Origin of the sequence: Arthrobacter sp. Br18 (assembly GCF_000520555.1) — a bacterium.
In the GTDB taxonomy this organism is placed as follows: Bacteria; Actinomycetota; Actinomycetes; order Actinomycetales; family Micrococcaceae; genus Arthrobacter_D.
Genome location: NZ_KI914852.1, coordinates 118,288 through 125,186 on the forward strand (window position 1 = coordinate 118,288; position 6,899 = coordinate 125,186).

9 protein-coding genes are annotated in these 6,899 nt (G+C 65.4%); 3 read left to right on the plus strand and 6 right to left on the minus strand.

All coding sequences use genetic code 11. From position 1 onward, the window contains the following. A partial coding sequence (locus tag Y704_RS19325) for a CHAD domain-containing protein (RefSeq protein ID WP_162149373.1) occupies positions 1–883 on the plus strand: 883 nt, incomplete at its 5' end. A 15-nt stretch (positions 884–898) separates the two neighbouring features. Continuing rightward, entirely contained in the window at positions 899–1,249 is a 351-nt protein-coding gene (locus Y704_RS0106090; protein WP_026549458.1) for a hypothetical protein, read from the plus strand. Positions 1,250–1,321: 72 nt separating this feature from the next. On the opposite strand, the gene Y704_RS19330 is transcribed toward Y704_RS0106090, so the two are convergent. From Y704_RS19330 to Y704_RS19335, 4 genes are all read right to left on the minus strand, one after another. Further along, positions 1,322–1,846: a DUF2812 domain-containing protein gene (locus tag Y704_RS19330; protein WP_081747433.1), complete on the minus strand. Its 525-nt coding sequence runs from the start codon at positions 1,844–1,846 to the stop codon at positions 1,322–1,324. Then, on the minus strand, positions 1,843–2,166 hold the full coding sequence (locus Y704_RS0106100; protein ID WP_026549459.1) for a PadR family transcriptional regulator: 324 nt from the start codon (positions 2,164–2,166) through the stop codon (positions 1,843–1,845). The genes Y704_RS19330 and Y704_RS0106100 overlap by 4 nt, the downstream gene beginning before the upstream one ends. A gap of 153 nt (positions 2,167–2,319) precedes the next feature. Then, complete coding sequence (gene mscL / locus Y704_RS0106105) at positions 2,320–2,754, minus strand: large conductance mechanosensitive channel protein MscL (RefSeq protein WP_026549460.1); 435 nt, start codon at positions 2,752–2,754, stop codon at positions 2,320–2,322. Then, positions 2,747–3,313, minus strand: coding sequence for a TetR family transcriptional regulator (locus Y704_RS19335; RefSeq protein ID WP_051476747.1), 567 nt, complete (start codon positions 3,311–3,313; stop codon positions 2,747–2,749). The genes mscL and Y704_RS19335 overlap by 8 nt, the downstream gene beginning before the upstream one ends. Positions 3,314–3,374: 61 nt before the next feature. Here Y704_RS19335 and Y704_RS0106115 point away from each other — a divergent pair, with 61 nt between their 5' ends. Continuing rightward, positions 3,375–4,973: an MFS transporter gene (locus Y704_RS0106115; RefSeq protein ID WP_026549461.1), complete on the plus strand. Its 1,599-nt coding sequence runs from the start codon at positions 3,375–3,377 to the stop codon at positions 4,971–4,973. Between the two features lie 7 nt (positions 4,974–4,980). Here the strand turns inward: Y704_RS0106115 and Y704_RS0106120 are convergent, their stop codons facing one another. Then, positions 4,981–5,160, minus strand: coding sequence for a hypothetical protein (locus Y704_RS0106120; RefSeq protein WP_026549462.1), 180 nt, complete (start codon positions 5,158–5,160; stop codon positions 4,981–4,983). Positions 5,161–5,298: 138 nt separating this feature from the next. After that, entirely contained in the window at positions 5,299–6,573 is a 1,275-nt protein-coding gene (locus Y704_RS0106125) for an Nramp family divalent metal transporter (protein WP_253904246.1), read from the minus strand. Between the last annotated feature and the right edge of the window lie 326 nt (positions 6,574–6,899).

Consider the following 6,899-nt stretch of genomic DNA (forward strand, 5'->3'; position numbering starts at 1 on the left):
GCCGAAGGGGCCCGCCGGCGAGGTTCTGCTCGCCTACCTCAGCGAGCAGGTCCTGGCGCTCAAGGACTCGGACCCGGATGTGAGGCTGGATGCCGAAAATGCAGTTCATCATATGAGAGTCGCCACGCGGCGCCTCCGCTCGGTGCTGGCGACCTACCGCAGCCTGCTCGACGACGCTGATCTGGTGGCCTTCCTGCGGGATGAGCTGAAGTGGCTGGCGGGCGTTCTCGGCGAAGCCCGGGACGCCGAAGTCATGCATGAGCGACTCAGGGGCATGATCGCGAAGGAACCGGCCGAACTGGTCCTGGGTCCCGTTGCCCGTAGGCTTGATCTCGAACTCGGCGGGACCTACCGGGAGGCCCACGCCGACGTGGTGGAGACACTTGACGGACGGCGCTACTTCGCCCTGCTCGACGCACTGGAGTCGGTGCTGGCCGGTCCACCCTTGGCGCCGCCGGCGTTCAAACCCGCGCGTAAGGTCATCCCCGAACTACTCACGCGGGACGCCAGCAGGTTGCGGACCGCAGTCCGGGAAGCACGGAATCAGCCCGCCGGGATCAGCCGAAACCCCAGCCTGCACGAAGCACGGAAAGACGCCAAGCGCCTGCGGTATGCCGCTGAAGCAGCAGCCCCCATCAACCCGAAGGAAGCTGCCCGCCTGGCCACCGCTGCCCACGGGATCCAGAAGATTCTCGGCGACCACCAGGACAGCGTGGTGACCCGGGACCTGCTGCGCCGCCTCGGCGCGGAGGCCTTCCAGCAGGGTGAGAACGGATTCAGCTACGGCAGACTGCACGCACTGGAACAATCTGCAGCACTGAAAGCGGAAACCCGTTTCCGCCGTAAATGGAAGAATTTTCCCTCTGCCTCATTGAAGAAATAGCACCAAGGAACAGTCATGGAATGCCTCACCTGGTTCGCACCAATCCTTCCCGGCAAACTCGATGCTTTCAACGAGGTCGGCGTGGAGCTACGTTCTTCCCGACGGGAGGAATACCAACGTTCCCGGCGGCGGATGGGAATCGTGCGGGAGGTCACCAGCTATATGGCCACCCCGGCGGGTGAGTTCGCCTGCATCTTCCAGGAGGGCGAAGACATCGGAAAGGCCCTGAGCATGGCCGCCACGTCCGAGGATCCCTTCGATGAATGGTTCCGCGGAAGAATCGCCGAAATTCATGGAATTCTGCCCGAAATGCTGCAGGGACCTCCCCCGGCGAAGCTGCACGCGGATTTCAGAATCGACGCGTGACGACGCCGTCGGAGTGAGCAGCTGGGGCGACGTTTCCAGACGTGCGTACCATCGCCGCGCGGACCCGCGTCCTCACGCCGTGTCGGGTCGTCTGGCCGTTCGTAGCTGGCGCAGCACCCCGGCGAGCGGAAGGGCGGTGTACACCAGGGGGACGATCGTGATGATCAGTAGGACGACGTCGACGGGCACGGGGAAATCGGTGCTTCTGATCAGGAGGCCTGCCAGGAGGAACGCCAGAAGTGCGGCGAGCGTATACCCGGCGAATCGGACGGCGCTCTTGCGCAGTGCATCCCGGGCGCTCGAGGGGTCGGAGTAGATGGGCACAGTGCCCGGCGCGGCTTTGAAGATCTGCATGCCGGGCCTTGCGAGGACGGTCTCCCAACCTGCGGCGGTGAACATCTCGTAGTAGTCGGCGGGCGGGGCCGGCTCCACCGTGTACGCGAAGTCGGCGTCCTCGGGTGCGGCGTCTTCGAAACGCCATCGTCCGAGTGCATCGAAGCCGGTCAGCCGCTGGCCCCGGTGCGCCATGGTACGGAACAGGTCGAGGTCCTTCTCGGGGCGGATCGCCAAGCCATGCCCCATCCTGCGTGTCGTCATCGTGCCTCCATCAGAGTTGTGGCGAGACCGACCAGCCGTCGTCTCCGGTCGATGTTGCGCTCCAGAACCTCGCGTCCACCGCGTGTCAGGTGGTAGACGCGTCGGGTGTCCGAGGAACCGATTTCCTCGATGAGGTGCGCTTCGGTGAGTTTCCTCAGGGTGGTGTACAGAGTGGCCGGACCGAGAACCACCGCCCCGTCTGTCGTTTCGGCAACGAACTGGCCGATCGCGTAGCCGTGACGTGGTTCCAGCAGGGAGAGCAGCACGTAGACTCCCGTGTCGGTCAGGTCTCCGGTGGTGAAGGTGCTTGCCCTACCCATGGCCCGGTCCCTTCAGGAACATATCCACCATCGATGTATCCATAATGGATATAATGCTTTCTGCAGGTTGCGTCCGTCAAGCCCCAGCATGGAAGTGCCGGCTACAGCGGCAGCACCCACGCAGCGGCGGCCCGCCGCCTGCGACGTTGCCGGCTAGTTCCGGCCGCCCTGACCCCGCCCCTCCTGCTGCGCGAGCTGCCTCAGGAGATCCCGCATCTCGGTCAGGAGCGCGGTGTCGACGGGCACCGGGATCTCCTCGGGTTCCTCGGCACTCAGCCGTGCCTTGGTGTGGGCATTGGCTCGGTTCATCGGCAGTACGAAGACGAAATACACCACGGCAGCGGTGATCAGGAAGGTCACGGCGGCGGTGAGGACGGCGCCGATGTCGACGAACGTGGCTGGATTGCCTGCCCAGATGCGGAACCCGAAGCCCTCGGCATCCACTCCCCCAGCCGCTGCGATGAGCGGCTGGACGATGTTCTGGGTGAAGGCGCCGACCAGGGCAGTGAACGCTGCGCCGATGACGACGGCAATCGACAGTTCGATCACGTTTCCGCGCAGGATGAAGTTCTTGAAGCCCTTAAACACCAAGTTCTCCCTCGGCCGGTGATCCGTAACTGGCCACGATCAGGTCCACCACGTCGAGTAGCTCCTTCAGGTCTGCGGCGGAGTGGCGTGGGGAACCGTCGCCCGAAAAGAACGCTGCGTCGTAGTACATGCCGTCCCCCAGGAGCTTGACGGCCTGGGCGGCGGTCCGATTCCCGAGGCCGTTCTCGAGCGCCGCCAGCCAGAGGTCCTGGATCTGTGCCAGGCTTGCCCGCGCCGTGGGGTGGCCCTGCTGGGCCAGGCGCGCCATCGACACCAGCGCCCGGTCCAGGGAGCTGTCCTCATAGACCGAGGTCCGCACATAATAGCGCCCGGGCCCTTCCGGATCGGCGACCATCTGCGACCGGTCGGATTCGGCGAGGGCAAGGAGCCTCGCTGCGAGCGCCTCGACCAGTGCTTCCTTCGACGGGAAATGATAAAGCAGCCCGCCCTTGGAGACTTCGGCTGCTGCTGCCACGGCGTCCATGGTGGCCGCACGTTCCCCGTCGCGGATCAGGGTGTCCTCGAAGCTGTCAAGGATGCGCTCTCGGGAACTGGCCATCCTCCCATGGTAGTGGTCACACTAGTTGTACTGTACCGGCTGGACGGTATAGTTTAGGTGCATGACGTTCTCGCCCCAGCACCCCCTCGCCCCGTCCGGAGTCGAAACGGCCGTTCCTTCTCTCCAGCGGGCCCGCGCACGGGAATGGGTAGCGCTCGCCGTCCTGATGCTGCCCGTCCTGCTCGTCGCCGTCGACAACACCGTGCTCAGCTTCGCACTGCCGGCAATCTCGCGGGACCTCGCACCCAGCGGCACCACCCTGCTGTGGATCATCGACAGCTACCCCCTGGTACTTGCGGGGCTTCTGGTGGCCATGGGCAGTTTCGGTGACCGCTTCGGACGGCGGCGGCTGCTCATGATCGGTGCGGGCGGCTTTGCCCTCTTCTCCATCGCTGCAGCCTTCGCCCCGACGGCCGGCTTCCTGGTGGCGTGCCGCGTGGGGCTCGGCGTGTTCGGCGCGATGCTCATGCCGTCGACGCTGTCCCTGATCCGGAACATCTTCTCCGACCGGGACCAACGCCGGCTCGCCATCGCCGTTTGGGCTGCAGGATTTTCCGCGGGCGCTGCCCTCGGACCGCTGCTGGGCGGCGTCCTGCTGGAGCACTTCTGGTGGGGCTCCGTGTTCCTTCTCGCCGTGCCGGTCCTGGTCCTGATGCTCGGACTGACCCCGGCTTTCGTGCCGGAGTCCCGCGATCCCCGGCCGGGCCGGGTGGACTACCCGAGCATCGTCCTCTCCATCATCACCATGCTTCCCGTGGTGTTCGCCATCAAGAACCTCGCGAAGGACGGGCCCGCGCTGGTGACCGTCACCGCCGTCGTGCTGGGCCTCGCCGCCGGTAGCGTCTTCGTGGTGCGACAGCTCCGGCGGCCCGATCCGATGCTCGACGTGCGGCTCTTCACCGTCCGCGCGTTCACCGGGGCGGTGCTCGTGAACCTGCTGGCCATCTTCGCACTCGTGGGATTTCTCTTCTTCGTCTCGCAGCATCTGCAACTGGTCCTCGGTCTCAGCCCGCTCGACGCCGGGATGATCCTGCTGCCGGGGCTCGGAATGACGATCGTCGCGGGCCTGGGTGTCGTCCCCGTGGTCAAGCGCGTTCCGCCCCACATCGTGGTCCCGGTCGCCCTGCTCTTCTCGGCAGCCGCCTACAGCTTCCTCGCCCTGCAGGGTCTCCTGGCCGACCAGGGAAGCTCTGCGATCCAGCTGCTGGGAGCGTTCGTGCTGCTCGGCATCGGGGTGGGTGCCTCGGAGACCGTGTCGAACGACCTGATCCTGTCCACCGTGCCCGCCGCCAAGGCAGGCTCGGCCTCGGCGGTGTCCGAGACCGCGTACGAGGTGGGGTCGGTGTTCGGGACGGCGATCCTCGGCAGCATCCTGCTCTCCTCCTACCAGGGCAACCTCTCACTGCCGGAGGCCCTCACGCCGGAGCAGGCCGGGGCGTCCACCGAGACGCTCGGAGGAGCGGTGGCGACGGCGGCGGAACTGCCGACGGCGAGCGCCTCGGCCCTGCTGGACTCGGCTTTTCACGCCTTCGACAGCGGGGTCACCCTGACTTCCGGTATCGCGGCGCTGCTCATGGTCGCCGCGGCCGTTCTCGCGCGGTGGAGCCTGAAGCCGGGAGCGCGGAATACGGGGGGACGCGGCGGGAGAGGCGCGTCCTGATGCGGCGTCAGCTGCTTTCGGGATCGACCAGGCTGTCGTCGTCCTCCTCCAGGGCTGGTGCGTCCGCGAGCTCCTCGAGCGCATCCTCCGCTTCGGCTCTTTCACTGGACGTGGTTTCGTTCCGGGACACAGGCGGCGCCTCGTGTGGCGCCTTGTCCTGCGGGTCTGCTGCGGATTCGTTCGGCATGGTGCCCTACCTCAATGATGCTGGAGCGTTGGGAAAGCGTTCGACGTATCCACTTTAACGGCCCGCCCACCGTGAGTCCGGGTGGGTCGCCAAATGACCTCAGGGAATTTCGATGGCGACGCCGGTTCTTTCGCGCTACTACCCGCCGAAGAGCGGTTCCACAGCACCCACGAGCTGGTTGATGCCCAGCACGACGAACAGCAGCGCGACGATGGCCAGCACGATGTTGGTGTGCAGCTTGTTCGCGTACTTCTTCGGGATCCGTTTGCCGTTGAGCAGGCCCAGCAGGGTGACCGCCAGGAAGGGCATGAAGAGTGATCCCAGAACCCCGTAGGCAAGGATGAGGCCGATGGGCTGCCCCAGTGCGAACAGGATCATCGGGGGGAAGGTCAGCCAGAGCACGTACAACTTGAAGTACTTTCCGCCCACCCGGGTGTCGGGGTGGCCGGATTCCTTGCCGCGCATGTTGCCCCAGAAGTCGGCGAACATGAGGGAGACACCGTTCCAGACGCCGATGATCGAGGAGAACGAAGCCGCCCAGAAACCGACGAGGAAACCTATGCCGACGACGTCACCGTACTCCTCGCGCAGCACGGTCGAGAGGTCCAGCAGCCCTTCGTCGCCCGCGCTCAGGGTGACTCCAGCGGACCGGACCACCTCTGCACCGACGATGAGCATGGAAATGACGAAGATGCCGGTCATCACGTAGGCCATCGAATTGTCGATCCGCATGACCTTCATCCACTTGGGCGTGTACCAGCCCTTTTCGCGGAGCCAGTAGCCATAGGCGGCCAGGGTGATGGTGCCGCCGACACCGCCGGCGAGCGCCAGCGTGTAGAGGATGCCGCCCTCGGGGATGAGCGGGACCAGCCCGGTCAGCATTTCCGGGATGTTCGGGGCGGCGATGATGGCCAGGCCGACGACGGTGACGAACATGATGCCCACCAGGGCCGCGGTGATCTTCTCGAACGTGGCATACCGGCCGAACCAGACCATCACGAACCCGAGCAGCCCCATGACGATCGCCCAGACCCAGAGGGGGAAGACTGGAAACAGGGCGGCCAGCGGCAGCGCCGCCGAGGACATCGCCGTGGCTCCGTAGACGAATCCCCAGATCATGATGTACGGGCCGAAGTACCAGGTGGTCCAGCGGCCGAGGGAGCGCCATCCTTCGAAGATGGTGTAGCCCGTGGCCAAGGTGAACCGGCCGGCGCCTTCCACCAGGACGATCTTCAGGAGAACTCCGAGGATCACGGCCCATAACAGCCCGTAGCCATAGCGTGAGCCGGCCACCAGGGTGGCGACCATGTCGGCGGCTCCCACGCCCGTGGCCGCAACCACGAGACCGGGCCCGACGATCTTCCACTTGGCCGGTTTCCCGCCGTCGTCATCCACGCGATCAGCGTGGTCGATTTTCCCTGGTGGCGTGTTGCTCTCGCCGGACACCGGCTTCCTCCTCATTGAAAAACAGCTCACCCCGAACTGGGCTGGGGTGGACCGACTGACTTCCGCCAGATTACCCCGTTGATCGGACCCGAGAATTTGTGGTCTCCTCTCCCGCTGGAAAGCGCAGCGATGGTCCCGCCGCACGGGAATTTCCGTTTTCGCGAGCTCGGGTCCATCCAGTGCGCAGTAATGACGGGTTTTTCGGCTGTGGGCGGTAAGTGCTGCGCAGTCGATGCGGGTCCGGGTGGATTGGAGGCCTCGGGTCCATTCAGTGCGCAGTAATGACGGGTTTT

Bases quoted from the DNA above. Each gene is read 5' to 3' on its own strand.
- Y704_RS19330 (WP_081747433.1), bottom strand. From the start codon at position 1,846: ATGACGACACGCAGGATGGGGCATGGCTTGGCGATCCGCCCCGAGAAG.
- Y704_RS0106120 (WP_026549462.1), bottom strand. From the start codon at position 5,160: ATGCCGAACGAATCCGCAGCAGACCCGCAGGACAAGGCGCCACACGAG.
- Y704_RS0106115 (WP_026549461.1), top strand. From the start codon at position 3,375: ATGACGTTCTCGCCCCAGCACCCCCTCGCCCCGTCCGGAGTCGAAACG.
- Y704_RS0106100 (WP_026549459.1), bottom strand. From the start codon at position 2,166: ATGGGTAGGGCAAGCACCTTCACCACCGGAGACCTGACCGACACGGGA.
- Y704_RS19335 (WP_051476747.1), bottom strand. From the start codon at position 3,313: ATGGCCAGTTCCCGAGAGCGCATCCTTGACAGCTTCGAGGACACCCTG.
- Y704_RS0106090 (WP_026549458.1), top strand. From the start codon at position 899: ATGGAATGCCTCACCTGGTTCGCACCAATCCTTCCCGGCAAACTCGAT.